This is a genomic window from Brevundimonas sp. (assembly GCF_051860745.1).
Classification (GTDB): Bacteria; Pseudomonadota; Alphaproteobacteria; order Caulobacterales; family Caulobacteraceae; genus Brevundimonas.
The window spans coordinates 92,258-117,127 of sequence record NZ_JBHYDN010000008.1; the positions used below are offsets into that span (position 1 = coordinate 92,258).

At 66.7% G+C, this 24,870-nt stretch carries 19 protein-coding genes and 1 tRNA gene; 2 read left to right on the forward strand and 18 right to left on the reverse strand.

All coding sequences use genetic code 11. From position 1 onward, the window contains the following. Positions 1–57 precede the first annotated feature (57 nt). The 5 genes from ACTIEW_RS10570 to ACTIEW_RS10590 are packed head-to-tail and all read right to left on the reverse strand — an operon-like array spanning position 58 to position 5,057. Positions 58–360: a chorismate mutase gene (locus tag ACTIEW_RS10570; RefSeq protein WP_439477862.1), complete on the reverse strand. Its 303-nt coding sequence runs from the start codon at positions 358–360 to the stop codon at positions 58–60. Then, positions 357–1,289, reverse strand: coding sequence for a ubiquinone anaerobic biosynthesis protein UbiV (gene ubiV, locus ACTIEW_RS10575; protein ID WP_439477863.1), 933 nt, complete (start codon positions 1,287–1,289; stop codon positions 357–359). The genes ACTIEW_RS10570 and ubiV overlap by 4 nt, the downstream gene beginning before the upstream one ends. Beyond that, a complete protein-coding gene (gene ubiU, locus ACTIEW_RS10580; protein ID WP_439477864.1) occupies positions 1,286–2,299 on the reverse strand; it encodes a ubiquinone anaerobic biosynthesis protein UbiU in 1,014 nt (337 codons plus the stop codon). Before ubiU ends, ubiV begins: the two co-directional genes overlap by 4 nt. Beyond that, a complete protein-coding gene (ubiT, locus tag ACTIEW_RS10585; RefSeq protein ID WP_439477865.1) occupies positions 2,296–2,820 on the reverse strand; it encodes a ubiquinone anaerobic biosynthesis accessory factor UbiT in 525 nt (174 codons plus the stop codon). The genes ubiU and ubiT overlap by 4 nt, the downstream gene beginning before the upstream one ends. Next, positions 2,811–5,057: an adenosylcobalamin-dependent ribonucleoside-diphosphate reductase gene (locus ACTIEW_RS10590; RefSeq protein ID WP_439477866.1), complete on the reverse strand. Its 2,247-nt coding sequence runs from the start codon at positions 5,055–5,057 to the stop codon at positions 2,811–2,813. The genes ubiT and ACTIEW_RS10590 overlap by 10 nt, the downstream gene beginning before the upstream one ends. A 198-nt stretch (positions 5,058–5,255) precedes the next feature. Between ACTIEW_RS10590 and ACTIEW_RS10595 the strand changes: the two genes are divergently transcribed. Continuing rightward, on the forward strand, positions 5,256–5,900 hold the full coding sequence (locus ACTIEW_RS10595) for a DUF542 domain-containing protein (protein ID WP_439477867.1): 645 nt from the start codon (positions 5,256–5,258) through the stop codon (positions 5,898–5,900). 6 nt (positions 5,901–5,906) lie between these two features. Here the strand turns inward: ACTIEW_RS10595 and ACTIEW_RS10600 are convergent, their stop codons facing one another. The 9 genes from ACTIEW_RS10600 to ACTIEW_RS10640 all read right to left on the reverse strand — a co-directional run bounded on the left by ACTIEW_RS10600 (position 5,907) and on the right by ACTIEW_RS10640 (position 20,502). Further along, positions 5,907–7,094, reverse strand: coding sequence for a molybdopterin molybdotransferase MoeA (locus tag ACTIEW_RS10600; RefSeq protein WP_439477868.1), 1,188 nt, complete (start codon positions 7,092–7,094; stop codon positions 5,907–5,909). Continuing rightward, positions 7,091–7,579, reverse strand: coding sequence for a cyclic pyranopterin monophosphate synthase MoaC (gene moaC, locus ACTIEW_RS10605; RefSeq protein ID WP_439477869.1), 489 nt, complete (start codon positions 7,577–7,579; stop codon positions 7,091–7,093). The genes ACTIEW_RS10600 and moaC overlap by 4 nt, the downstream gene beginning before the upstream one ends. Next, entirely contained in the window at positions 7,576–8,115 is a 540-nt protein-coding gene (gene moaB / locus ACTIEW_RS10610; RefSeq protein ID WP_439477870.1) for a molybdenum cofactor biosynthesis protein B, read from the reverse strand. Before moaB ends, moaC begins: the two co-directional genes overlap by 4 nt. Further along, complete coding sequence (locus ACTIEW_RS10615) at positions 8,115–8,585, reverse strand: molybdenum cofactor biosynthesis protein MoaE (protein ID WP_439477871.1); 471 nt, start codon at positions 8,583–8,585, stop codon at positions 8,115–8,117. The genes moaB and ACTIEW_RS10615 overlap by 1 nt, the downstream gene beginning before the upstream one ends. 1 nt (position 8,586) lies before the next feature. Further along, a complete protein-coding gene (locus ACTIEW_RS10620) occupies positions 8,587–8,835 on the reverse strand; it encodes a MoaD/ThiS family protein (protein ID WP_439477872.1) in 249 nt (82 codons plus the stop codon). A gap of 13 nt (positions 8,836–8,848) precedes the next feature. After that, positions 8,849–10,627, reverse strand: a complete 1,779-nt coding sequence (locus ACTIEW_RS10625) for a pyridoxal phosphate-dependent decarboxylase family protein (protein WP_439477873.1) — start codon at positions 10,625–10,627, stop codon at positions 8,849–8,851. Positions 10,628–10,841: 214 nt separating this feature from the next. Beyond that, positions 10,842–11,084 carry a hypothetical protein gene (locus ACTIEW_RS10630; protein WP_439477874.1) on the reverse strand — a complete coding sequence of 81 codons (243 nt, stop codon included), beginning with the start codon at positions 11,082–11,084 and terminating at the stop codon, positions 10,842–10,844. 311 nt (positions 11,085–11,395) lie between these two features. Further along, complete coding sequence (locus ACTIEW_RS10635; RefSeq protein ID WP_439477875.1) at positions 11,396–11,998, reverse strand: hypothetical protein; 603 nt, start codon at positions 11,996–11,998, stop codon at positions 11,396–11,398. A gap of 20 nt (positions 11,999–12,018) precedes the next feature. Further along, on the reverse strand, positions 12,019–20,502 hold the full coding sequence (locus ACTIEW_RS10640; protein ID WP_439477876.1) for a tandem-95 repeat protein: 8,484 nt from the start codon (positions 20,500–20,502) through the stop codon (positions 12,019–12,021). A gap of 391 nt (positions 20,503–20,893) precedes the next feature. Between ACTIEW_RS10640 and ACTIEW_RS10645 the strand changes: the two genes are divergently transcribed. Continuing rightward, positions 20,894–21,925 carry an AraC family transcriptional regulator gene (locus ACTIEW_RS10645; protein WP_439477877.1) on the forward strand — a complete coding sequence of 344 codons (1,032 nt, stop codon included), beginning with the start codon at positions 20,894–20,896 and terminating at the stop codon, positions 21,923–21,925. A 103-nt stretch (positions 21,926–22,028) separates the two neighbouring features. On the opposite strand, the gene ACTIEW_RS10650 is transcribed toward ACTIEW_RS10645, so the two are convergent. The 4 genes from ACTIEW_RS10650 to ACTIEW_RS10665 form a co-directional block, all read right to left on the reverse strand. Continuing rightward, positions 22,029–22,118 (reverse strand) — tRNA-Ser (locus tag ACTIEW_RS10650). 85 nt (positions 22,119–22,203) lie between these two features. Then, the gene (locus ACTIEW_RS10655) at positions 22,204–23,145 is read right to left on the reverse strand and encodes an NUDIX hydrolase (protein WP_439477878.1); all 942 of its coding nucleotides are present in this window, start codon (positions 23,143–23,145) and stop codon (positions 22,204–22,206) included. A gap of 3 nt (positions 23,146–23,148) precedes the next feature. Then, complete coding sequence (locus ACTIEW_RS10660) at positions 23,149–23,742, reverse strand: YfbR-like 5'-deoxynucleotidase (RefSeq protein WP_439477900.1); 594 nt, start codon at positions 23,740–23,742, stop codon at positions 23,149–23,151. 121 nt (positions 23,743–23,863) lie between these two features. Then, positions 23,864–24,769, reverse strand: coding sequence for a methyltransferase type 11 (locus tag ACTIEW_RS10665; RefSeq protein WP_439477879.1), 906 nt, complete (start codon positions 24,767–24,769; stop codon positions 23,864–23,866). Positions 24,770–24,870 lie beyond the last annotated feature (101 nt).

A 24,870-nucleotide genomic window follows, 5' to 3' on the forward strand; every position in this document is an offset into this window, starting at 1 on the left:
ATAGGGGACCCGAGCGGAAACCCAGTTGACGAACTGGCCGCTGCGGCCTGCCCATCGTCAAGGCGATCGATCAGCCTGTTCGGCGCGCGCAATAAGCGTCTGCTGAGCCTCGGCCGACCGCTCGAGAAGTTCGCGCCAGACCGGAATCGCGATCGCCTCATCCAATCCGCAACGCCGCGCTGCCGACCGGACCCGGGCGAGGATGATGGCGATCCGGGCAGGGTCCCGAACGCTGTCTGGTCCGGCCTTGAGCGCAGCGATGACGGCGACCTGGCGCTGGCGCGCGGCGACAAGCCGCACCAGGACCGAGTCGATCCGGTCAATCCGGGCCCGGCGGGCCTCCAGTTCAGACATGCTCATGCCGCAACCCCGCCGGTCCCCCAGCGGGCTCCAGCCACCCCGTGCAGGTAACCGCTGACCAGAGGGCCAGGCGGCCCCAGGGACCCGATCCCCAGGGCAAGTTGCCGCGATGCAATCCGCCCGGTGATGAAATTCTGGAACAGGTCGCAGACCGCGACCATGTCCAGGCTGTGCGGCGATAGCCTCAGGACCGACACGCCGGCTCCCTTGAGCGCCTCGACCTCAACGTCGACCAGCTGGCATCCGTGCGACAGGGTCTGCAGCCCATTAACGGCCAGGAAGTCCTGTCCCTCAATTGTCGCGACATCCATCCCATCGGGATGTCGGTCGCAGACATAGCGGCAGGCGTCCCGGTTCAGCCCCTCCATCCGAGCCTGGGCACACCGGCTCGACAGGGCGAGCGGCAATCGGCCGAAGGCGAACAACTCAAGTTCGAGCCCAGGGCAGGCCTGCGCGATTTCGGCGATTGAGGTCAGGGGAAGTTCGACGTTGGCGCACAGACGCACACAGCCCAACCGCACCAGCTCTGCCGCCGCAGGGGCGTTGTAGATGTTCAGCAGGGGGCCGGCGACGAAGGGGGCGGGCGTCCGACTCCAGACTGCTGACATGTCCCCGGCCTCGATCAGATGATCGGTGTCCGCGGTAAGCTCGGCCGCCAACCGGCGCTCCCTGGGCGTGGAGGGGAGGGCGAGGGTGGACCAGATCACCGTCTTGCCCGCCCCCTCCAGCCGCTCGGCGGCCCGCGCCAGGACGTCCTGCAGCAGGGGTTGACGCTTTCCGCACACCACCTCGCCCAGATAGACCGTTCCGACCGGGGCCTCGTCGGCGATCCGGGCGTAGAAGGTCTCGACCCGGTCCGCCGCCCAGTTGAACAGCAGCGGTCCGATCGCCAGCTCCAACGTCCTGTCCGGTTTCGTCGACGCCTTCATCGCCAGCGCTTCCTGTAGGCGCCGGTAGTCTCTCTCGCGCCCTCGGCGAGATCGCCCAGCAGGGACTCATAGGGGGTCGGCGACTCCCCGCGCCCGATGGCGTCAATGGCGGCCCGGAAGGCGGCGGTGACGCGCGCCACATAGGCGCGGCCTCTCTGTCGCCCCTCGATCTTGACGGCGGTGACACCTGCCCGAGCCAGGCCGGCCAGCAGACTCATGGCGTTCAGGCTGACCGGGTCCTCGAACAGATAGGCCGGCTCGGCGGCCTCGCCCCCAAGAAACCGGCCCTTGCACAGGGTCGGATAGCCGCCCACCTCGCCCGCCGGCAGCCGATCGATGGCGAAGCCAGACAGTCGCGTTGTTCGCTCTCCATGATCGTCGGTGAAGCTTACCGCTTCGGGCGGCGAACACACTCCGGACAGGTTCGGCGATCGACCCGAGGCATAGGACGACAGGGCGCAACGGCCTTCCGCCATGACACACAGGCCGCCATAGACGAACGCCTCGGTTTCGACGGTTATCTCCGGAGTCAGGCTCCTGATTTCCTCGACGCTCAGGACGCGGGGCAGAACCACCCGCTTTACACCGTATTCGCGAGCGTAGAAGGCGATCGCCTCCGGGGTGCCCGCCGCCGCCTGGACCGACAAATGGAGCCGGGTATCTGGATGGTTGGCGCGCATATGCGACAGCACGGCGAGATCGGCGGCGATCACGGCGTCCACGCCGGCTGCGGCGGCTGCGTCGGCGGAGGCTCGCCAGAGGTCGGTGGCGTCGGCTCGGGCGAAGGTGTTAAGCGCCAGCAGAACCCGTGCGCCGCGATCATGGGCCCAGTCGGTCGCTGCCCGTAGTTCCTCGGAGGAAAAGTTCAGGCCCGGGAAATTGCGCGCATTGGTCTCGTCACGGAAGCCGCAGTAGACGCTGTCCGCCCCGGCGTCGATCGCCGCTTTCAGCATCGCAGGCGACCCGGCGGGGCAGACCAGTTCCAGCGTCGGGGAGGCCGTGTCGTTCATGGGCGGACCTCGCCCTGACGCCAGCGCCCGACGACGGAAAGCGCCGTCTGAAGCGCCGGATCGAAGCCCCGAGGCAAGCCCAGGATGTCAGCCATCGTCAACTCCGAGGCCTCAAGCGCATTGTGCAGGGCGAGGATGGCGGCGGTGTCGCCGTCGATATCAATGCAGCGTTGGAAGAAGGCCCCATCGGCGTCCCCGCGCCCGTCGAACAGGGCCAGAAGAGTCAGCAAGGGGCCGCTGATACTGGCCGAGGCCGCACCCGCGTTCGAGTCGGGCCGCACCACGCGGATGGACCCGGCCACGCCGTCTGGCCGCATCTCGAAGGCGACGGGCAGGTCGGCGGGGTTGATCCGGATGGTGGCATGGCGGACCGGTCCGAGCCGGTCGAAAGCCTCCGGCTGCCGTCGGGCGACGCTCCGCAGCGACGCCGTCAGAAGGATCTCCGCCGGTCGCCGCGCCCAGTACATAAGATTGGCCCAGCGACGGGTCGGCGGTCCACGGCGCAGGGAGGCTATCCGCACCGGGAGTAGCCGCAGTCCAGGCAACTGTCGCAGCCCTCCTTGCGGACCAGCCCCGGTGTTCCGCATCGCGGACAAGCCGAAGGGGCGTGGACGGCCGTGGTTGCCGGCCCAGGTGCGGGGTCAGGCGCAGAAGCGGCCCCGCCGGCCGAGAGGCTCATATGACGCTCGATCACGGCGCCGATGGCGGCCGGGAGTGACGGCGTATATCGCCCTTCCATCCAGGCCCCTCCGCCGGGATCGAACACAGCCTTCAGCTCTTCCGCCACAAAGGAGACGTCGCCGCCGCGCCGGAAGACGGCGGAGACCATCCGGGTCAGGGCGACCGTCCAGGCGTAGTGGGCCATGTTCTTGGAGTTGACGAAGATCTCCAGCGGACGGCGTTCGCCTCCATCCTCTTCGCCGGAATCGTTGATGGTCACATAGACCGCATGCGGGTCCAGCGGCCAACGCACCTTGTAGGTCGCGCCCTCAAGCCGCGCCGGCCTGGGCGTCAGGACGGGCCCGGTCGGAACCCTATCGTTCGCGGGCGGCGGTTCGACACTAAGCACCGAGCCGGTGATGGCGTTGGGCCGGTAGGTGGTCAGCCCCTTGCAGCCCAGACGGTAGCCTTGGCGATAGACATCGGAAAAGGCGTCGAAGGCGATGTCTTCCGGGCAGTTAATGGTCTTGGAGATCGAGCTGTCGATCTGGGCCTGGGCCGCCGCCTGCATCCGCAGGTGATGCCCGGGGGTCAGGGTCTGGGCGCTGACGAAGGCGTCACCAGGCGCGCTCTCCAGCGGAGCGTCCGCCCCCTTGAGCCGCTTCCAGAGCGCCAGGGCGTAGTCCTCGACAGCCTCCTCGCGCTTCGTGCCGTCAGGCTGCAACACCTTGCGGGTATAGGCGAAGGCGAACACCGGCTCGATCCCCGACGAGACATTCCCGGCCAACAGGGAGGTCGTGCCGGTCGGGGCGATCGAGGTCAGACAGCCGTTGCGCAGGCCGTGGCGGGCGATCAGTTCACGGGTCTCAGGGTCCAGCCCTGCCAGGTTGGGCCGCTCGAGCATGGCCAGATCGTAAAGGGGGAACGCCCCCTTTTCGGCGGCGAGTTCAGCGGAGGCGCGATAGGCTTCGCGTCGGATCACTCCCAGCCATTGTTCGGTCAGGGCCACGGCCCGGTCCTCGCCATAGCGGGCGCCGCAGAAGATCAGGGCGTCGGCCAGTCCCGTCACGCCCAGGCCGAGGCGGCGCTTGGCCCGGGCTTCCGCCTCCTGGGCGGGGAGGGGAAAACGGGAGATGTCGATGACATTGTCCAGCATCCGCACGGCCGTTCGGGTGAGGGTCGCCAGCTCCACCTCGTCCATGGCTGCGCCGGCTTCGAACGGCGCGGAGATGAGACGGGCCAGATTGATCGACCCCAGCAGGCAGGCCCCATAGGGCGGCAGCATCTGTTCGCCGCAAGGATTGGAGGCCGAGATCACCTCGCAATGGGCCAGGTTGTTGGCAGCGTTGACGCGGTCGATGAAGATCACCCCCGGTTCGGCGGCGTCATAGGTGGCCTGCATCAGACGGGTCCACAGGTCCGCCGCCCGGACGGTGCGCCGCACCTCGCCGCCGAAGACCAGAGGCCAGTCCGCGTCGGCGTCCAGCGCGGTCATGAAGGCGTCCGGCACCAGAACCGAGAGATTGAAATTCCTGAAGCGAACCGCGTCCCGTTTGGCGTCAATGAACGCCTCGATGTCCGGATGGTCGATCCGGAGACAGCCCATCATCGCCCCGCGTCTCTGACCAGCCGACATGATGGTGCGGCACATGGAGTCCCAGACGTCCATGAAGCTGAGCGGGCCTGAGGCCTCCGCCCCGACTCCCCGCACTGGCGCTCCTGACGGTCGGACCGTCGAGAAGTCCATGCCCACGCCGCCGCCCTGCTGCATGGTCACCGCGGCCTCCCGCAGATGCTGGAAGATGCCGTCGAGGTCGTCAGGCACCGTGCCCATGACAAAACAGTTGAACAGGGTTACGGCGCGTCCGGTGCCGGCTCCGGCGAGAATTCGCCCGGCGGGCAGGAAGCGGTAGCCTTCGAGCGCTTCCCGGAACCGGTTGCGCCAGCGACCGCGCGACTTTACCGGTTCAGCTTCGGCGAGGGCGGCGGCGACCCGGTCCCACGTGGCCTCGACGGTCGCGTCTCCTGCCCCGTCGAGAGGCCGGAAACGATACTTGCTGCTCCAGATTTCACCGGCCAGCGGACTGTCGAACGCCATGTCTGCACCCTTAAAAAACGGAGGTCAGACTCGGTGATTCCCTGCGGCGCGGTGAAGGGTTCCGGGGGTGTCGCAGACCCGGACCGCCGTCAACGGGAGGCTTGACTGACGTCAAGTGACGGTCGGCTCCAGCGGCCTAGGAAGACGCATCGCCGCGCCCGGGAATCGGAGCGTGAAACGGAGAGGACACCCCGGAACATGGCGCTTGAGCATCTGTCTGTGGGCGAGATCGCCGTCATCCTGCCGGGAGCCACCGCGGTCTTTCGCCGTCACAAGATCGATTTCTGCTGCAAGGGCGAAAGCCTGCTCGCCTGGGAAGCGGAAAGCCGCGGACTGGACCTGTCGGCCCTCGAGGCGGAACTCCATGCTCTGGAGACACCGGGCGTCCATGCGCCCGCCGAGACCGCTGATCTGATCGCCCACATCATCGAGCGCTATCACAAGGTGCACCGGCGCGAATTCCCGGCGGTCATCGAATTGGCCCGCCGCGTCGAGTTCGTGCACCAGGACAGGATCGACTGTCCGCGGGGGCTCGCCAATCTGCTGTCCGACATGTTCGAGGACCTGGAAGACCATCAACACAAGGAGGAGGCGGTTCTGTTTCCGGCCATGATCAACGGCGTGGGCCCGGTCCTGCGTATTCCGATCGCCCGGATGATGCAGGACCATGAGGAATTGGGGGAACTCCTCGCCTTCATGGCGGACCTGACCGACGATTTCGTCGCGCCGGAGGGAGCCTGCGCTACCTGGCGAGCCCTGTATGCCGGCTGCAGCAAGCTGGATATGGACCTGCGCGAGCACGTCCACCTCGAGAACAATATCCTGTTCCGGCGCTTCCTCTGAGCCGGATCAGAAGTCCAGAACGGCCGCGACGTCGCCGGGGCCGAGGCCGGGGGCGCCGGGGCGGCGACGGATCAGGACGTCGGCTATGGCCAAGGCTTTCTGGGTCGCGGAATCCTGAACGTCCAGTCCTGCGACGCCGTCGCCGACCAGACGGCCGCGCTCGAATGTCTCCCGATCTCCACAGGGCTTTAGCGGCGTGGTCAGGGTCAGGTTCCGCCAGTTCAGCAGCGCGGCAGGATCCCGGCCCGTCAGGCCCGCGATCAGTGGCGCGAGGAAGAGTCGGGCGGTCACCATCGCCGAGGTCGGATTGCCCGGCAGGCCCAGAATCAGTACGCTTCCCACCCGTCCAAACCAGACGGGCTTGCCGGGCTTGATGGCCACTTTCGAGAAGATCAACTCCAGACCCAAAGGGGCGAACATGGAGCGGGCGTAGTCCTTCTCCCCGACGGACGCCCCGCCCGTCACAACCACCAGATCAGCCTCGCTGAGGGCAAGACCAGCGGCGGCCTCAAGCGTCTCAGGCGTGTCGGTCAGCCGACGGCGGGCGATCACCTCGGCGCCGCATTGCCGCGCCAGGCCGGCGACACCGAACGAGACGCTTTCCGGGATACTGCCGGGGGTCTCCAGAGCCTGTCCCGGTTCCGCCAGTTCATCACCGGTGCCGAGGATGATTACGCGCGGCCGGCGCACGACCGACAGGTTGGCGACATCCGCCGCCGCGGCGGCCACCATGGCGCGGAAGCCGAGGACGGTCCCGGCCGGAAGCAAGGTATCGCCGGACCGGAAATCCGACCCGGCCGCGCGGATGTGGTTCCCCGGTCCGGGCGAAACCTCGAACAGGGCCGCGTCGCCGTCGCGGCCGACGATCTCCTGGACCACGATCCTGTCAGCCCCGGGCGGCACCGGTCCTCCGGTGAAGACCCGGGCGCATGTCCCCGGAAGCAGGACGGGCACGTCGGCTCGCCCCGCGAAGGCGACAGTAGCGATCGGCAATCGAGCCGGCAGTGTCGCGAGGTCGGCGTCGCGCACGGCATAGCCGTCCATGGCCGATACCGCCGCGCGCGGGGCGTCGCCGCGCGCCCTCAGATCGGTGGCCAGGACCCGATCGGCGGCGGCGTCCAGGGCTACGGACTCAGAGGGGAGGGGGCGGGCCTCGTTCAGGACCAGGGCCAGGGCCGTGTCGAAATCGATCACGTCGCGGGCCCATCGCCGGCGATCCAGTCCCCTGATCGTCCGCCGGACTTGGACAGCAGCCGGACCTGGCTGATGACCATTCCGCGGTCGGCCGCCTTGAGCATATCGTACAGGGTGAGGCAGGCCACCGAGACGGCGGTCAGGGCCTCCATCTCGACACCGGTGGGCCCGGAGACCCGGGCCTCCGCGGTGACGACGAAGCCTGGCAGGGCGTCGTCCAGGGCCACCGTCACCGAGACCTTGTGCAGGCCGAGCGGGTGGCACAGCGGAATCAGATCGGCCGTGCGCTTGGCCCCCATGATCCCGGCCAGTTCGGCGGTCGTGATGACCGCACCTTTGGGGGCATGGTCGTCACGAACCAGTGCGAGTGTCGCAGGCGCGCAGATCACTCGACCTTCAGCCACAGCCCGCCGCGCCGTCGCCAGCTTGTCGCCGACGTCGACCATGTGCACGCGCCCGCCGCTATCCAGATGTGTCAGGGTCACGGGCAGATGCCCCGGAAGCGTGGGATCTGGCCGACGAGGGAACAGGGCCGGAAGCGGCTGTCCAGTTCCTCGGCCAGCACCAGATCCCAGGCGTCACGGCAGGCCCCGGTCGAACCCGGCACGCAGAAGACGAAAGTGTCCTCCGCCTGGCCTGCCAGAGCCCGCGACTGCAGCGTCGCCACGCCGACGGTGCCCAGGCTGGCCAGATGGAAGACCACGGAAAAGCCCTCCAGCTCCCGCCGGAACAGCGGCTTCACTGCTTCGGGAGTCACATCGCGAGGTGAAAAGCCGGTGCCCCCCGTCGTCAGCACGACGTCGACGTCCGGGTCCTGTATCCAGATCTTGAGCTGGCCGCGAATGGCGTCCACCTCGTCGTGGACGATGGCCTTCCCCTTCAGCACATGGCCTGCCGTGGTCAGCCGTTCGACCAGCGTGCCGCCCGAAGTGTCAGTGGTTTCGTCGCGGGTGTCCGAGATGGTCAACACTGCGATGTTCAGCGGGTGAAACGGCAGCGTCTCGTCAATTTTACCGGCCATCAGGGCGTCTCGTCCTTCCAGCGCGCCAGGGCGGCGCGGTCCTCGTCTACGGGCTCGATCCAGCGCGTGCCGGAGGGGCCGGTCTCGCGCTTCCAGAATGCAGCCTCGGTCTTGAGCCTGTCCATCAGATAGTCCGCTGCCGCGAAGGCTTCGCGCCGGTGGGCCGCGGCGGCGGCGACGAAAACGATCGTCTCGCCCGGGACGATCTCGCCACAGCGATGGACCACGACCAGATCCGTAACCGGAAAGCGCGCTGCGGCGGCTTCGGCGATATCCCGCATAGAACGCTCGGTCATGCCCGGATACCAGTCGAGGGTGAGAGTCTGGACGATCGACCCGTCCTTGCTGGTGCCTCTCGCAAGACCGGTGAAGGTCACCACAGCGCCCTCGAACGCGCGGCCGGCAAGAAAGGCCTCCAACTCCGCGGGAGCTGACAGAGGTGTTCGGATCAGCCTGACGTCGAGGGCCATCCTAGCCCCCCGAAAAGAGGGAAAAGAAGGCGATCTCCTGGTCCGGCCGGGCCAGGGCGTCCTCACCGACCACGACCAGGTCGACCGAGGCGCGGACGTCCGGGCGCAGCAAGGCGTCTGCCGCGACCTCGTCGCGCTCGGCCAGCAGGCGACGGATCTCCCGGACGGGTAGTCCCTCAGCCGGCAAGTCCACGCGCCCCTCAGGGCCGAGGCGCTCACCGACCCGGCCGAAGAACAGGATGCAGGTCACGGTCGTCTCCATATCAGGCCGTCTGCGCTACGATCGGGCTGACCAAAGCCTGGCGCAACTCCTCGATGAAGCGCGGCAGCAGGTCGTGCCGCACCGAGGGGTCGGACCAATAGGGATTCATAAAGACGCAGCGGATCACCAGCATTTCGGCATCACCCTCCGGCCGGTCATTGTAGCCGCCATAGCCGCCGAGCAAGTCGGCGATGAGCGCAGCGTTATCGACGCCCAGAGTCGTCTTGGACACGGCGAAATGGGGCGATCTCTGGAAATAATCAAAGACGCCCTGGGTTCGGGCGTTGGAACGGCTCAGCCCCTCGTCGGGTCGGGCGAGCGAGAAGCAGGCGATATTGCTGTCGGCGGGCAGGAATCGCGCTTCCGGGACAGCCTCTCGCACCGCGGCTTCGAACGCCTGACGTGCCTCAAGCGTGGCGGCCATCAGGGACCCGAGGCCATCGGCGCCGAAGCCCAGGGTTTCCGCCGTCAGCCAGGTCGCCGCGGCGCCCGCCGCCGACCGTGATCCTTCAAGCGTAGACGACCATTTTCCATCGCCCAGTTCCGGCCGGTCCAGGTAAGGGGCGTCAAAGGCGGAGACAGCATAATGTTCCGGGTCGGGCGTCAGGAACGCCCCGCAGGCGTAAGGCACATAGCCCAGCTTGTGAGGATCGATGGTGATTGAATCCGACCGCGCTATGGCTCGCAGTGCGGCGGCGGTCTCCGGGGCCAGAGCCGCCTCGGACGGACCGTCCAGCATCGCCCGGAGGAAGCCGCCATAGGCCGCGTCGACATGACGCCAGATGCGCCAGCCCCGCTCCGCCCGCCACAGGTCCAACCGGTCATACAGGCGGTCGAGAGGATCGACGGCTCCGGTCTCGGTAGCGCCGGCCACGGCGACGGCCATCAGGATTGGTCTTCCGTCAGCTCGGGCGCTTTCCACCCGGCGTTCGAAATCGGCGAGATCCAGGTGTCCACTCTTGTCCAGGGCAATGCTCCAGATCGCCTCGCCGCCGAGACCAAACACATTGGCCGACTTGCTCCAGGAATAGTGTCGGTTTCCAGGAACCAGCATCACCGGCCCCCGGTAATCCCGCCCCGAAGCCTGGCTGATCCGACGCCAGACATCGCCTGGATTGGACGCCGCCGCGCTACAGGACTTCAGGATATCGTCCGACACGGCGTGCGTGGTCTGTAGCCTGCGGAACTGGTTCCAGCCCATATGGGCGGCCGCGAAGGCATCCAGTGTTCCGCCGGTCGTTTCGGAGACATGCAGCGCGAGGGCCAGCCAATGGTCCAGTCGGTAGCGCGCGCGCCAGACCGCCTCGAAATTGGCCACCGTCCCGCCGGAAGTGAAATGACCCTGGGCCCGGGCAGGATCATAGCCCAGCATTCCGGCCAGGGCGGCGATGGCCTCGGTCTCGATCACGCTGCCGACCCGGCTGGCGTCGCGCGAACTGTTGTTGGGATTGTGCAGCATGGCCGCGAACCAACCCAGCAGGCCGGGCAGAGACAGATCGGCCTTCATGTGGGCGATGTAGCGTGGGGAGAAGGTCGGCGTTTCCGCCGTCAGAGCGTCGCAGAGCGTCAACAACCGGCGCCCGAGTCGATCGCCCTCGCGCGCGGGAGAACTGGCAGCGGCTGGCGCGCAGTTCGAGGCGCTGTCCTCGAACCGGCCGGAGCGCCATCGAAACCAGTGGTCGAGGGTGGCGTCGATCTCGCTGCGCAGACGGCGTTCGTTTTCGGATCGCGCGCCGGGGAAATAGGTGCGGACGAGTTCGCGCGACGGGTCTGCGGTCATCGGGACGTCGGTTGCCTCTTTGCCCGAAACGGGCCGGTCCGCTGGACTTACAGCCCGCGTCGCCAAAACGAATTGGCATCGATCAATTGCCCGGACGAACCTCGTCAAGGAACTACGCGAGCGGCTACTATCCGGTCGGTCACCGCCACCTTGAGGGGCAGAAGGGCGCGGCTCCGGGACCGCGTTCACCAAGGTCGGACGGGCCCTCTCTGCGTTATCCGATGTCGAGGAATTCGCCCTGAGGTCTGTAGGCGGCGAACCCGTCAACCCGGCCGTCGCGCACGGCCGCGGTCATGGTCTCCAGGGCGAGGTCGATCCGGGCCTTGTCCGGCGGACGCCCGGCCTGTCCGGACAGGCCGGCGGCAAACACCACGCTCCAGGGCAGGCCGGCCCGCCCGGCTTCCGCGACCAGGGCCGGGAAGTCGGCCAGATCCCGCGGGGCCTTGTCCACGCACATCAGCGGCGCAAGTGCGCCTCCACGGCCTGATGCGCCCGCGCAATGCCAGCGCCAGTTCTTTCGGACGGCGGTTCCGGCGCTCGGCGGCTTTTCCGCGGTCAAAGGGTCTGGTCTGCGGCTTGTTGGAGCATACCGTCAGAGTTTGCAGATCCCCATGCGAACCCAACGATCAACCAGGCGTGCATACTGCCGCGTTCCAATATGCCCACCGGCTTGGCTGCGGCTCGGGAATAACCAGTCACCCGGCCGACAGCTTCGTCGGTCAAGCCATTGCGTCAGCGTTACCCAGCAGGATCGGGCGGGCGAAATCCCTAGGCCCAGTCGTAGAGACCGCTGGTGTCGATCCAGTTTTCTCCACCCAAAATTTGGCCATCCTCTGTAACCGCCAGCTGCATCACCCCGTGTCTAGCCGCGAAAAGGTCCGAGAGCGGTCCGACATGCAACGGAGCGATGTCCGGAGCGGCCGGCAGAACCCAGGGCTGGTCAATGAGATCGCCAGACAGGACGAACAGGTCCTCTTCGGCGTCCAGGCCGCCGAAGTTGAACGACCCGTCCCGACCGTCGAGGCCTCCGAGCACCCGACCGTCATCAGTGACCGTCAGATGCATGTCCCCGTGCCGGCCCGAGTAGAGGTCGGACAGCGGTCCGACATCGAACTGGCCGGCGTCACGCTCACCCGGCAGGACCAACGGTTGGTCGACAAGATCGCCGAACAGGACGAACGGATCTTCGTGGGCGCCCATCCCTCCAAAGTTGGTGGAGCCGTCCTGGTCGATAGTCAGGAAACGGTCGTCATCCGGCATCACAAACCAGCCGGCAGGCGCGTCGTAGAGATCGGGGCCAACCGTCTCGCGGGGCAGGATTTCCGGGCCAGCGACCGGCGACGCAAGGCCGTCGTCGGGGGACAAGGGCATGATCTCGCTCATTATCCGGTTCATCCCAGGAACTCCCAGTCGGTGGAATGGATTGCGCCGCCGTTCTCGATGGTGATCACATCATGGATCGTACCGTCGGCGGAGTTGATCTGCCAGTGGGTCGCGTCCAGCTGCACGAAGGTGGCGCCCTGGGCCGCTGTACCGTACCCGCGGAAGACCAGTTCGTCGCCGGCGGCAGCGCCATTGCCGATGAAGTCAACGATAACGTCGCCATTGGCCTGACCGGCGTGGAAGATGAAGTCGTCGTCACCGAGACCGCCGATGAGCCGGTCCATACCCGCGCCGCCGTCGATGACGTCGTTGTTGTCGGGTGTGACCACGCCATCGCGGACATTGAACACATAGACCCCGGCGATGCCGGTGTTCCCCAGCGTGTTCTCCAAGTCTAGCATGGCCGACGTGCCCGACGAGGCGAACTCGAACGAGGTGCCCGTTCCGGAGTTGTAGCCGGCTCGTGCGTTGGCGCCCCAGTTGATGTCCTCATAGCGGTAGATGATGTCGAAATCGCCGCCGCCCCGGCTGATCAACTGGATCTGGAAGGCGTTTGGCGTCGTGCCGTTCGAGTATTGGCCGACGTCATCCCAGGTGAAGGTCAGGACTCCGTTGGCTGCATCCAGATCGTAATAGACCTGGTTGGTGCCCTGCGACGTTCCCCCCGGACTGGTTTGGCCCGCGGCGTTGCGGGTGTCGATATCGGTCCAGAAGGCGGCGATCAACGGGTTGCCGATGCCGGCGCTGATGCTCGACGGCGTGTAGCCGCCAAACGCGGTGTTGAAGGTGATGTTGCCGTTGTTGTTCAGGAACAGCGAGGTGTAGGTCGTGCCGAAGAAGTCCAGACCGGCGGCCCCGAACACCGAGGTGATGTCGATGGGGCCGAGCGACGAGTCGTCATTGCGGAAGAACAACTGCTCGCCAAACCCTTGTGCGCCGCCCAGTCCCGTCACCAGATTGTGGTTGGCCGTGTAGTAGGACGCGGCGGTCGCCGTAAGCGGGGCCTGCACCGCCCCCTGGACGCCGGCGACATTCTGGGCGTCGCCCGATATTGTGTCATTGCCTGCGCCGCCGTTCAGCGTGTCGCTGCCGTCGCCGCCGACGATGGTGTCGTCGCCCACATTGCCCGTCAGGGTCTGGGCTCCGGCGGCGCCCGTCAGCGTCAGGTTGACGACGTTGACGTCCAGGCTGAACACATCGGACACCGGCTGGCTGCTGCCCGAGGCCGTGACCCTGACCTCGAGGTTACCCACGTCAACCCCTTGGGGCGTGCCGGAGAAGGTCCGTGTCGCGGCATTGAACGTCAGCCAGGACGGAAGCGGGTCGCCGTTGGCGAGAGTCGCCGTCAGCGTCAGCGTTGAGTCGGGGTCCGTGAAGGTGTTCGCCGCCAGCGTGTAGCTGAATGCGCTTAGCATGTCGGTCGACTGGTCCGTCGCGGCGTTGGCGACCACGGTCGCGTCGTCCTTGCCGATCACCGTGACGCTGGCCGTGGCGGTGCTGAAGCCGCCGCGACCGTCGCTGAGGGTATACTGGAAGGTGTCGACCAGCTGCTGTCCGGCGGTCAGGAAGTCCAGGTGGCCGGCGGGGTTGTACAGGACCGTGCCGTCGGCGTTCAGGGTGACGGTCGCGCCATTGGCGCTGGCGCCGACCGACACCACGCTCAGGGCGCCGCCGTCGGGGTCGATCGCCCCGGCGGTGAAGTTCGAGGCCGCGAAGGTGAAGCTCTCGTCCTCGCCGACGCCGTTCCGCAGGATGCCGGCGAAGCCGAGATCCAGACGCGCGCCTACGTAGCGACCGCCCGTCGCGTCATACGAGCCGACCCGGAAGTCGATCGTATAGTTGCCGCTGCCGGTCAGGACGACGTCCTGGGTCACCACCCCGGTCGAGCCGGTGAACGGAGTCTGGTAGTTGAAGATCGTCTGCACGATCGCCCCGGTCACTGCGTCGCGGATGTAACCCGTGCCGATCGCATAGTCGCCGCCTGAGGACAGCTGGTAGATGAAGCGGACAGTGTCGCCCGCCTGTCCTGTGAACGCGGCGCTTGTGATCGACGGTCCCTGAGCGGTTCCGTAACCGTTGGGAACATTGCCGGTGAACTGGAGCACGGCGACCGCCGCGTCACCCGCGATGATGGCCCCGCCCCGGTCAATCGTAGCCGTGCCGTTGCTGGCCGAGACCAGGCCGCTGGTCGCGGTGTTGACCGTCCATCCCGAGAAGTTCGGGGTGGCGTCGAAACCCCCATTGCCCAGCTGGTTGGCCTGCAGGGTAACGTTCTGGGCCACCGGCGCGTCGTTGGCACCGTTGATCGTGATCGTGAGCTGGGCGGTATCGGTCAGGCCGGCGGCGTCCCTGGTCGTATAGGTGAAGGTGTCGGTCAGCGTACCGCCCGTGTTCAGCGCCTGGACCGCCGCGTTGGTCTCATTCACGGCGTAGCTGTAGCTGCCGTCGGCGTTGAGGAGGAGGGTGCCGTAGGCGCCCGCAAGTGGCGATCCCACTGTTCCGCTGGTCCCGCTGCCGCCTTCGGGGCCCCGGCGTTCGGCGGAAACCACCAGAACAGCGTCGTCGATGTCCAGGTCGTTGGACAGTACATTGCCGGTGGCGGCCTGCCCGGCCGTCCCGTTCAGAACACCGCCGGCCTCCGTCGCCGAGGCGACGTCGTTGACGGCGACCGGACGGTCGTTGACCGGGTTGATCGTGAGGTTGACCGAGCTGGTAGCCGAGCCGCCCTGACCGTCGCTGATCGTGTAGTCAAAGGTTCGGGCGCCGTTGACGTTCGCTGCCGGCGTATAGGTCAGGGTGCCGTTGCTGTTCAGTACAACGCGGCCACCGTCCGACAGGATCACCTGACCGCCGGCCGCGATGGCCGTGCCATTGATGTGGGTCACCGTGCGGGATCCGCCGTCGATATCCGTGTCATTGGAGCGGACGTCGAAGTTGACCGACGCATCCTCATTGACGGTGACCGAGTCGGGGTTGGCCACGGGTGCGTCATTGACCGGAGTCACGGTCAGATTGACCGTGCTGCTCGCCGAACCGCCGTCGCCGTCGCTGATCGTATAGCTGAAGCTCCGGGCGCCGCTGGCGTTCAGGGCCGGCGTATAGGTCAGGGTGCCGTCGGTGTTCATTCCGACGAGCCCGCCGTCCGCCAGCGTCACCGAACCGCCGGCTGCGATCGCCGAGCCGTTGATGTGGGTGACGGTGCGGGCCGCGCTGTCGATATCCGTGTCGTTGGCGCGCACGTCGAAGGTGACGGGCGTGTCCTCGCTCGTGGTGACGGCGTCCGCGTTGGCCACCGGCGCATCATTGACCTGCGTCAGTGTGACCTCGACCGTGGCAGTCGTCGCCGCACCCAGTCCGTCCGTGACGGTATAGGCGAAGGACCTCAGGCCCGTGGCGTTGGCCGCGGGGAAGTAGCTCAACGTGCCGTCCGCGTTCAGGCGAACGCTGGCGCCGTCGCCGAGTGCGACCGTGCCGTTGACCGCGATATTGACTCCGTTGACATGGGTGACGGCGAGGGTGTCGCCATCCGCATCGCTGTCGTTGGCGAGGACGTTGATGGTGACCGAGGTCTCCTCCGCTGTTGTCGCCGTGTCGAGCGTCGCCACCGGAGCGTCATTGGTGCCCGCGACCCGGACGGTGACCGTGCTCGGGCTCGAGACCACGCCGTGCGCGTCGGTCGCGGTGTAGGTGAAGGTCACCGTACGGGTTTCGCCCTGTCCCAGATCCTGGAAGTCCGTTCCCGGCGAGAAGCCGAAGGTGCCGTCGCCGTTGTTGACCACGGAGCCTTCCGAAGGGGCCGAGGTGATCGTGTAGGTCAGGCTTGCGCTGTCGTCGTCGGAGTCGATGTCATCGCCGTCGAACGAACCGGTGACCGTCGGACCGTCTTCATAGGCGCCCGAACCGCCGCCGCCGCCGCCCTGGGGCGTGAACTCCGCGTCCCACGACATGTCGACGCCGGTCATCTGGACCGAGGTGAAGTTCAGCTGGCCGTCGTTGTCGGTGTCGCCCTGGTTCTGAAGGTAGGAGGCGTAGCCGTTGTTCAGCGACGGGATGACGATATCCATGTCGCCGTCGCCGTCCATGTCGCCCACAGCGAGGCCATAGCTGTAGTTGTTGCTGGTCCCGATCGCACTCTGGACGGTGAAGTCGACAAGACCGTCGTTGTTGGTGTCGCCGTTGTTGTAGGCGATCCTGACGTCGCCCCAGCCAGCGTCGGACGTAACGATGTCCAGGTCGCCGTCGCCGTCGATGTCGACCAGCTCGCTTTCCATGGTGTAGCCGCCGGTCTGCACCTCAAAGGTGCGGAACTCGATGTCGCCGTCGCCGTCGGTGTCGCCGTCATTGATGTAGACGACTTCGTCCTGTCCGTTCCAGCGCGAGAGGACGAAGTCCTGGTCGCCGTCGCCGTCGAGGTCGCCGGTATCAACGCCCATGTCTGCGTAGTTGGAATAGTTCTCGGTGAACTGCTGAACCAGATAGTCCACGTCGCCGTCGCTATCGGTGTCGCCGAGGTTCAGGAACAGTTCCGAGACGCCATAATAGCTGGCGACCAGGACATCCATGCGACCGTCGCCGTTCATGTCGGCGGTCGTGAGGCCGTACGAGTATTGCTGGCCCGTGGTGTACAGCGAGGTCTGGTTGAAGTCGTTGATCAGCCCGTCGCCGTTGGCGTCGCCCGTGTTCAGGAGTTGCACCAGCCCATTGTACGACGACGTGACCACGTCGAGCCGTCCGTCGCCGTTCAGGTCCGCGAGTGCGACGTCATATCCGTTGAAGCCGGACGCGATGACCGTGCGGGTGAAGTTCGCCACACCGTCCCCGTCGGTGTCCCCGACGTTGGTGAAGGAGACGATGCCTTCGTTGTTGGCTGTGACGACATCAACGTCGCCGTCGCCATCGACGTCGCCCACAGCAAGACCGTAGTTCACGTCAGAATAGTAGTTCTGCGTACTACCATGCGGCAGTTCCGCGCTTGAGCCTGGCGCATCCGGAATCCCGTCGTTGTTCGTATCGACAAGCGAGAAGATGACCTGACCGTTATTTTCGTCGGAGTAATAATAGTAGTTGTAGTAGCCGCCGAACACGAGCGGGAAGCCTGCGCCGACCGCGCTTCCGCCGATCGCCACGTCGTTGGTCACAGGCGCGTCGTTGACGCCCGTGATCGTGATTGTCACCGAACCCGGCGTCGTCGCGCCGTGGGAGTCGATCGCGTCATAGCCGAAGGTGACATCGCGGGTTTCGCCGGCCGCCAGGTTCTGGAAATCGGCACCCGGGTTGAACGAGAAGGTGCCGTCGCCATTGTTGACGACACTGCCTTCGGACGGGGTCGAGGTGACCACATAGGTCAGGCTGCCGGCATCGTCGTCGCTGTCCGCGTCGTCCGCCGAGAAGGCAGCCGTCACCGGCGCACCGTCCTCGGTCGCGGCGGCCGCGACGTTCTGCACCACGGGCGCATCGTTCGCGCCGGTGATGGTGATGGTGACCGGCTGGCTGACCGTGCCGCCCTGCCCGTCCGAGACAGTGACGGTGTACGTCTGGGTCAGGGTTTCGCCCACTGCCAGATACTGGATCACCGCGTCATCGACCGAGAAGCTCCAGGTCACTGATCCCGCACCGTCTCCGGCACCGTCGTCAGTAACGGTAGCGGTGAAGGCACCGAGATAGCCGGAACCGTCGGCCGTGCTGGTGATGGTATGGCCGTCGCGCAGGTCGACATCAGCGAAGGCGATGGCACCGCCGGCAGTCGTGGTGCCGTCTTCGGCTACGGCGCCCGTGGAAACGGCCGAAGTGATGGTCGGGGCGTCGTTCGTGCCCGTGATGGTGATGTTCACCAGCTGCTGGGTCGTGCCGCCATTGCCGTCGTCGACGGTGACGATGTAGCGCTGAAGCAGCGACTGGCCGGCCGCGAGGTATTGCAGCTCGGCGTCGCTGGCGTTGAAGCTCCAGGTGATCTCGCCCGCGCCGGCCCCGGTCGCCGGGTCGCTGATCGAGGCGCTGAACGTCCCCAGATAGCCGGCGCCGTCGGCGGCGCTGCTGACGCTGTGGACGTCGATCAGGTCGACATCGTCAAAGGCGATGACGCCCGAGGCCGCGAGCGTCGCATTCTCGACGACCTGGCCTGAAGAGAAGGCTGTGGAGATGGTTGGACGGTCGTTTTCACCGGTGATGGTCACCGTCACCGTCTCGCTGGCCGAGCCGCCCTGACCGTCGCTGACGGTCACGACATAGGACTGGGTCCGGGTCTCGCCTGCGGCCAGGAACTGGACGGCGGCGTTGGCGACCGAGAAGGTCCACTGGACAGCGCCCGCACCGTCGTTGGTGCTGGCGTTCGAGACAACCGCCGTCAGGCCGCCGAGATAGCCGTCGCCCCCGGCGGCGACGCTGACCGTGTGGCCGTCGCTGAGGTCAACATCGGCGAAGGTCATTGCGCCAGTGTCGGTCAGTTGCAGGTTCTGGCTGTCGACGCTGACGTTCAGCGCATAGGTGCCAGCCGAGGACTGGCCGAACAGGTCGAAGTCCTTGACGACGATGTAGTAGGTCCCGCCGAGTGTCGCGACGAACTGCAGGAAGGAGTCCATGGTCGACGTCGAGCCGCCGCCGCCGACGGAGGTCGACGAGTCGTCATTGAAGTTCAGCAGATTCCCCGCAGCGTCATACAGGAAGACGAAGCTGTCCAATCCGCCGACGCCGGGGATGATGCCCGCGAAATCGATGTCGAGCGTCAAGGTTTCGCCCGGCTGCAGGTCGATCCGGAAAACGTCCTGGTCGGCGCTGGTGGAGATGGCTCCCTGGATCCGGACAGAAGGATCCGTCGGATCGGCCAGATTGGTGTTGCCGGCCGCAATGCGCAGGTCGGAACGGTTGATCAACTGGGCCGTGGCGAAGGAGTTATTCGCTTCTGTATCGGGCAAAACGGGGGTCGTCGCGGCTACAACGCCGGTGACCGGCTCGGCCTCAGCCACTCCGCCCGTGCGGTCGGCTGAAGTGATCACGGGCGCGTCGTTCGTGCCGGTGATGGTCACGGTGACCGGCTGGCTGACCGTGCCGCCGTTGCCGTCATCGACGACGACCGTATAGGTCTGGGTCAGGGTCTGGCCCGCAGCCAGATACTGGATCGCCGCATTGTCGACCGCGAAATTCCAGCTCACCGATCCGGCGCCGTCGTTGGAGCTGTCGTCCGTCACCGTGGCGGTGAAGGTCCCGAGATAGCCGGAGCCGTCGGCGGTGCTGGACACGGTGTGGCTGTCGCGCAGGTCGATGTCGGCGAAGGCGATCGCGCCGGTCGCGCTCAGAGCGCCGTCCTCAACCACAGCGCCGCTCGAGACGGCGGCCGTGATGGTCGGGACGTCGTTGGTTCCGGTAATGGTCACGGTGACCGGCTGGCTGACCGTGCCGCCCTGCCCGTCATCGACGGTGACGGTGTAGCTCTGGGTGACGGTTTCACCGGCGGCCAGATACTGGATCGCCGCGTCATCGACCGCGAAGCTCCAGGTCACCGATCCCGCGCCGTCGCCGGCGCCGTTATCGGTCACCGTCGTGGTGAAAGTTCCCAGATAGCCCGGCGCCCCGGCTGTGCTGGTGGCGGTGTGGGCGTCACGCAGGTCAACGTCGGCGAAGCCGATCTCGCCGGAGGCGACGACAGCGCCGTTCTCAACGACGGCGCCGCTCGACACCGCCGAAGTGATGGTCGGCGCGTCGTTCGTGCCTGTGATGGTTACAGTGACCGTGGCGGTGCGAGTGTCTCCGTCCGAATCCGTGACGGTGTAGGTGAAGGTGTCCGTCGCCGTCTCACCCGCAGCCAGGTACTGCCAGTGGGTGGTGCTGGGCGTATAGACGAAGCTGGCCGTGTCAGGCGAGCCTGGCGCGCCGCTGGTGCGGGTCAGGGTGACAGAGCCGTGGGCCGGATCGGTGTGCGTCAGGCTGGCGATGAGGTCCGGCACGCTGTCGTTGGCGAGTACGTTGACCGCGGCGCTGACGCTCTCCTCGCCGACGGACATCACGTCATCGACCAGTGTCACGGCTTCATCGCGCGGGTCCATGGAAACACCGTCGACCAGGACCTGGATGTTCTCGAACTTCGAAACCGTAAGGCCGAAGGAGAAGGTGAAGTTGGCGTTTGAGGCCTGGCCGTTCTGCGGATTGGTCTGCTGGGTCAGGAACGTCAGGAAGCGGGCGAGGTCGGCCTGAACGGCCGGGGACTGCCATTCGGCGCGGGTCAGGACCAATTGGAGCGTATCGATCCCCGAGCCGCCGTCATAGACGTCCGTCGATCCTACGTTTTCGCCCATAACGTAGATCGCCAGATCGTCGCCGGAGTCGCCGCTGACGATGTCGTTGCCGGAGCCGCCGTCGATGACGTCATTGCCCGAACCAGCGTTGATGCGGTCGTTGCCGCCCATGCCGTTGATGATGTCCGCGCCCGATCCGCCGTTCAGGTGTTCGCTGCCTGCGGTGCCGGTGATGATGTTCGAGCCCGATTTCGACTTAGACATTGGTTCGCCCCTGGATTGATACACTCTGGAGCGATGAGTGAGCCGGGCGACCGATCGGGATGTCTCGCCGATCCGGCGAAAGAGTCCCGTGCACCCGATGTCGATTCACCACCCCGAACGGCGCGTCCCGACTCCCTCGGGATCACGCACCGGTTCGAGACACGCGTTCAGCGAAACCTCAACCGGCGGCGGGAACTTAAGGATTTGTTAGGGACGCGATATGCCCAAGCGTCTCAGAAATGAGCGTTGCCATTGCAAAACCTCACGTTTTTCCCCTGATTGGAGAAGAACTTGGTTTACGTCGCGCCTTCACAGAACATGGCTCGAACAGCGTTGATTCGCCGACATGATCGATACAGATCGGCGCGGGTGTTTGAGTGGGTAGCGTTTTATGTCGACCAGTGACCGGAGCGTCGCCCGTCCGGGATTAGCGGCATGGAGGATCACGGCCGACGACAATCCGTATGCGGAAGAGTTCTACCGTGGCGCGATCCGCGATTGGTACGCCGTATCGCATCTCGACCCGGATCGAGCCTTTTTCACGGATAATCTGATCTACCAGTTCGGCGACTATGTGATTGGTCGGGGCCGGTCTGTGGGCCAGATGCTAGTGCGCGGGCCAGACCAGATTCGTCGCTCCGGTCTGGACAGCGTGGCGGTCATGCTGGACCTGGCCGGTATGAAGGGCGATGCGGACGGTCGTGACGTCAACGCGCCGCCCGGCTCCTTCCATCTTCGCGATCTTGCCCGGCCTTCGGGGTTCAGGGTCGACGCCGTCGACGCCATTGTGCTGGCCATGCCCCGCGACCGGGCGCCGGCCTGGCTGGTCGATCAGAACGTCCATGGCATGAATATGGATGGAACCCCGCAAATCAGCCGTCTGCTGACGGGACATCTGATGGCGCTCCTTGACGCCGCGCCGGGCCTTTCAGTGGAGGAAGGCGTGGTCTCCATAGAGGCAGCCCTGGTGATGGCGGAAAGGGCTTTCAAGAACACCGGCCAATTGACCACGACCCAGAGCGCGGCCGTTTACCGTCGACTGCGCGCGTCAGCTGTCGCCCAGATCGACCGGAAACTTCACGAACCGGATCTAAAGATTGACCAGCTCGTTCGGGCCTTGGGCGCGTCCCGGGCCACCCTGTTCCGCGCGTTCGCCTCGTCAGGCGGGATCAATCTCTACATCAAGCAAAGGCGTCTCGAGAGAGCGCGCGCGGCATTGCTGGCCCGGGGGGGGCGCCATCCCAGTGTCGCCGAAATCGGGCGTGCGCACGGCTTCACCAGTGAATCCCATTTCAGCCGGTCATTCCAGGATCGATTCGGCCACCGACCGGGTGTACTTCAAGCCCCGGTAGCTGCGGCGCCGCCCGGAGATCCCGGAGGCATACGATATGATCTGTTACTGGGCTGGATCAGCGGCGGCTAACCGCGAACGGCTGCCCGGTTCACCGTCCCTCCTGCCAGGGTCGAACACTCACAAAGCCGGACCAATGGCGCCACCGCGACGCGGCTAGGCATAAAAAAGCCGGTGGCGGAGAGGGTGGGATTCGAACCCACGGTGCCCGCAAAGGCACGCCGCATTTCGAGTGCGGTACATTCGACCACTCTGCCACCTCTCCGCGGGGCCGTAGGACGCTTGGTCGAGCGAGCGGCTTCTCTAATGGGCGAGTGGCTGCGCCGCAAGCCGGTTCGGGAGAAATCACGTCAGCGCTGCGCGGGCAGCGGCAGGCCGAGGGCCTCACCGGGGCTCAGGTCGCCGTCGATGACGCGGAACAGCTCGGCGGGACGACCGCCGGTGGCGGCGGAGAGGCGGCCGGTCGGCTGGACCAGACTGGTCCGTTCGACGCCACGACGGAAATTCTGCTTGTGCAGCGACAGACCGGCGATCGCCTCGGCGGCGGACTGCAGCTCGGACAGGGTGAAGGTCGGAGGCATGAGGTCGAACAGGACCGGACGGTATTTCAGCTTGCTGCGCAGCCGGCCCAGGCCGGTGGCGAGGATGCGGCGATGGTCGGAGACCATGGAGCGGCCGGGCGCTCCGGGCGCGGGCGGCCGGTTCTGGTCGCGGGCGGATTCAGCCACAAGGCCGGCCTCGTAGAGGAGCTCATAGCGTTCGAGGACCCGGCTCTCACTCCAGCGATGGGCGAGGGTCGCCGCGAACAGGCTGTCGATCCGGGCCTGACGGCGGGCGTCGCCGGCGGCCCAGGCCGTGAGGTCGGAGATCAGCGGGGCTAGACAGGCCGGGTCGCCGTCGCGGCGATCCTCCCACGGGAAAATGTCCAGCACCGGGGTCCAGCGGGCCTCGGCGAGAGGGGCGTCGGCGGCGTCGGCGGTCAGGGCGAGATAGCCGACCGAGACTTCACGGCGGCGCTCAGGGCCCGGGGTGGCGCGGGGGCTGGCGCGGCCGAGATCGCCGAAGGTGTAGAGCTGTTCGACGAAGCCGAGGCGAAAGCCGGTCTGGGCGGTGACGAAGTCGCGCAGGGCCAGTTCGAAGGTGCGGTCGCGGGCCGGGTCGAAGGGGCCGAAGGGCAGGGCGGCTCCGCCGTCAGGGCCGGGTGTGGTCAGGACGCAGGCCTTGCGGTCGCGCAGCGCAATGACGACCGCCGAGAGGCCGATGCGGACGCCCTGTTCAGCCGGCGACCCCATCGGCTACTCCGTATGCCAGGCGTCGGCGGCGGGCATCAGGCCGACGGCCTCGGCCAGGACGCGGTAGCGTTCGAGGTAGCGCCGCTGGGCGACGGGGGCGGGCAGGGGGTCGATGATCAGGTCATAGCCGGGGGGCGGGGTCCCGAAGAGCGTCAGCGATTCCTTCTTGTTGAAACCCGCCAGCTGGGTGGCTTCAAAGAAGGCGCAGGCGCGGTCGGCCTTCTTGATCAGGGTCTTGATCTCGACCGGATTGCGGGGCGGCAGGCCGAAGCGGACATGGATGGCGCCTTCCAGCCGGGCCTCGAAGGCCTTGTAGTTGACGCCCAGCGCCGCCTTGAACGGCGAGATCATGTCGCCGATGACGTATTCAGAGGCGTCGTGGAGCAGGGCGGCGAGCCGCCATTTCGGTTCGAGCCCGGGCTTGATGTGGGCGGCGATCTCCTCGACGACGCAGGAGTGCTGGGCGACCGAAAAGGCGTGTTCGCCGACGGTCTGGCCGTTCCAGCGGGCGACGCGGGCGAGGCCGTGGGCGATGTCCTCGATCTCGATGTCGAAGGGCGAGGGATCGAGCAGGTCAAGGCGACGGCCGGACAGCATGCGCTGCCAGGCGCGGGGTTCTTTCGCGGAAGGGCGGGGCGTGACGGCCAAGGATGTTTCCTGCTTGCTGGGCAGGGTTGGTGACGCATCGGGACGCCGCGATCAAGGCTCGCCGGGTTTGTTATTCCCCGGCGTTGAGGGCGACGAGGTCCTTGGCGTCCTCAAAGGCGCGATCGCGATTGCGGTCGCGGGAGCGGACGGTGGCGACCACCAGAGGCCCGCCGACGGGGCCGCGGGCCTCGTAGCCGACCAGCCGCCAGCCGGAGTCGGAGACGCGATTGTCGGTCAGGATCCAGCTGGCGCGGGTGCCGCCGCCCGCGGCGTTGGCGCGGATTTCGGCGGCGTCGTGCTGGGCGGTGATGCTGACGTTGTCGCCGGCGGGGCTAGAGCCGGAGACGCGGGCCGAGCCGTCGCTGTCGTCGGCGTCGATGTGGAAGCCGCCGATGCGGACGCTGGCCTTGTCGCCGCGGGTCTCGATCCTCATGCCGGGCAGGCGCACCGTGGCGTCATCGCCATTCGCCTCGATGTTGACGCCCGGGGCGCGGACCGAGGCGCGGTCGCCCGAGGCGGCGGAATGGTCAGCGGCGGCCTGATCGGCGGCCTGTTCCGCTGTTGCAGCGGCGGCCTCGGCCGTCGCCGCCGCGCGTTCCGCCGTCGCGGCCTCGGCATCGGCGGCGTCAGCGGCGGCTTCCAGCGCCTCGACAGCGCGGGGCAGGTCGCCGGACAGCCGTTGTTCGAACGCCTTAAGCACATGGGCGGGGGTTTCGCCGTCCAGCGGCACCAGATGAAGGCTGACCTCCGCGCCCTTGGGGCCGACGTAGGTGCAGACCGTGCCGCCTTCGGAGGCCGAACCCTTGCGGGTCAGGGAACCCATCGTCTGGGGGCATTGCAGCGTCTCGACGACCTTGAGCACCCCCTTGGCGTCATCATTGTCGCTGCGGGTCGAGGAGATGCGCACGCCGTCGCCGCAGGCGGCGAGTCCGGCGAAGGCGCAGACGGTAGGGATCAGAAAGGGACGTAGGGGCATCAAGGTGTAGTCCTGGTACGCTTCCATCCTGCGCGCGCCTGATTCATTTTCCAGTGAAATCGCGGTAAGGCGGGTGACGAAACCTGTTCGTTCGTGTGTTC

What these genes read in the sequence shown, in the direction of transcription:
- ubiU (WP_439477864.1), bottom strand. Translation starts at nt 2,299, where the DNA reads ATGAACGACACGGCCTCCCCGACGCTGGAACTGGTCTGCCCCGCCGGG.
- ACTIEW_RS10645 (WP_439477877.1), top strand. Translation starts at nt 20,894, where the DNA reads ATGTCGACCAGTGACCGGAGCGTCGCCCGTCCGGGATTAGCGGCATGG.
- ACTIEW_RS10595 (WP_439477867.1), top strand. Translation starts at nt 5,256, where the DNA reads ATGGCGCTTGAGCATCTGTCTGTGGGCGAGATCGCCGTCATCCTGCCG.
- ACTIEW_RS10625 (WP_439477873.1), bottom strand. Translation starts at nt 10,627, where the DNA reads ATGACCGCAGACCCGTCGCGCGAACTCGTCCGCACCTATTTCCCCGGC.
- ACTIEW_RS10570 (WP_439477862.1), bottom strand. Translation starts at nt 360, where the DNA reads ATGAGCATGTCTGAACTGGAGGCCCGCCGGGCCCGGATTGACCGGATC.
- ACTIEW_RS10640 (WP_439477876.1), bottom strand. Translation starts at nt 20,502, where the DNA reads ATGTCTAAGTCGAAATCGGGCTCGAACATCATCACCGGCACCGCAGGC.
- ACTIEW_RS10660 (WP_439477900.1), bottom strand. Translation starts at nt 23,742, where the DNA reads ATGCTGTCCGGCCGTCGCCTTGACCTGCTCGATCCCTCGCCCTTCGAC.
- ACTIEW_RS10615 (WP_439477871.1), bottom strand. Translation starts at nt 8,585, where the DNA reads ATGGCCCTCGACGTCAGGCTGATCCGAACACCTCTGTCAGCTCCCGCG.
- ACTIEW_RS10630 (WP_439477874.1), bottom strand. Translation starts at nt 11,084, where the DNA reads ATGTGCGTGGACAAGGCCCCGCGGGATCTGGCCGACTTCCCGGCCCTG.
- ACTIEW_RS10655 (WP_439477878.1), bottom strand. Translation starts at nt 23,145, where the DNA reads ATGGGGTCGCCGGCTGAACAGGGCGTCCGCATCGGCCTCTCGGCGGTC.
- ACTIEW_RS10590 (WP_439477866.1), bottom strand. Translation starts at nt 5,057, where the DNA reads ATGGCGTTCGACAGTCCGCTGGCCGGTGAAATCTGGAGCAGCAAGTAT.
- ACTIEW_RS10665 (WP_439477879.1), bottom strand. Translation starts at nt 24,769, where the DNA reads ATGCCCCTACGTCCCTTTCTGATCCCTACCGTCTGCGCCTTCGCCGGA.
- moaB (WP_439477870.1), bottom strand. Translation starts at nt 8,115, where the DNA reads ATGGCCGGTAAAATTGACGAGACGCTGCCGTTTCACCCGCTGAACATC.
- ACTIEW_RS10635 (WP_439477875.1), bottom strand. Translation starts at nt 11,998, where the DNA reads ATGCCCTTGTCCCCCGACGACGGCCTTGCGTCGCCGGTCGCTGGCCCG.
- ubiV (WP_439477863.1), bottom strand. Translation starts at nt 1,289, where the DNA reads ATGAAGGCGTCGACGAAACCGGACAGGACGTTGGAGCTGGCGATCGGA.